Genomic DNA, 798 nt, shown 5'->3' with positions numbered 1-798 from the left:
ACCAACGGCGCCATTCCGCCCGTTGCCGCCTATGACCACCACGAACGCATCTGGCTGCCACCGCTACCGCTGCTGTTCCAGCGTCGCAGGGGCTGCGAGCACCGCGCCATCAGCGCCACGGCGATCCGCTCCATGCTCGATGACGCTATCGCCGCCACTGGGCTCACTGAGCCATCAACAGGACAACCGCTGCGATTCACGCCTCACGACTTCCGAAGACTCTTCATCACCGACGCCGTCCTCAACGGGCTGCCGCCGCATATCGCCCAGGTGATCGCCGGGCACCGCGACATCAACGTCACCATGGGCTACAAGGCTGTCTATCCCGACGAGGCCATCCAATCGCATTTGGCGTTCCTGGCCCGCCGCCGCGACCTGAGGCCCACCGACGAATACCGGGCCCCCACCGACGAGGAATGGCAGGACTTCCTGGGCCACTTCGAACGCCGCAAGGTCTCCCTCGGCACCTGCGGCCGCGCCTTCGCCAGCCGTTGTGTTCACGAGCATGCTTGTGTCAGATGCCCTCTCCTGTGGCCCGACCCCGCCCAACGGCACCGCCTGCTCGAGATCCGCGACAACCTGGTCGCTCGCATCGTCGAAGCCGAACGCGAAGGCTGGCTCGGCGAGGTCGAAGGACTTCAAGTCAGCCTCGCTGGGGCCGAAGACAAAATCACCCAACTCCACCGCCGCAGCCGCCCGAACAACAACACTGAGCTCGGAATACCAACGGTCACAACCGATTCCTGAGCACATGTCGGCGACGCTGGGCAGCACAGACGTTGAGTTCAGAGAATACGG

At 64.5% G+C, this 798-nt stretch carries 1 protein-coding gene; it reads left to right on the top strand.

Annotated features, from left to right (window positions below; all coding sequences use genetic code 11):
- The coding region (locus AO501_RS18085; protein ID WP_156452653.1) for a site-specific integrase at positions 1–747 on the top strand (747 nt) is incomplete at its 5' end.
- Positions 748–798: the final 51 nt, after the last annotated feature.

The organism is Mycobacterium gordonae, assembly GCF_001417955.2.
In the GTDB taxonomy this organism is placed as follows: domain Bacteria; phylum Actinomycetota; class Actinomycetes; order Mycobacteriales; family Mycobacteriaceae; genus Mycobacterium; species Mycobacterium gordonae_B.
The sequence above is the reverse complement of the archived record's forward strand: the minus strand, read 5'-3'. Positions and strand labels throughout refer to the sequence as shown.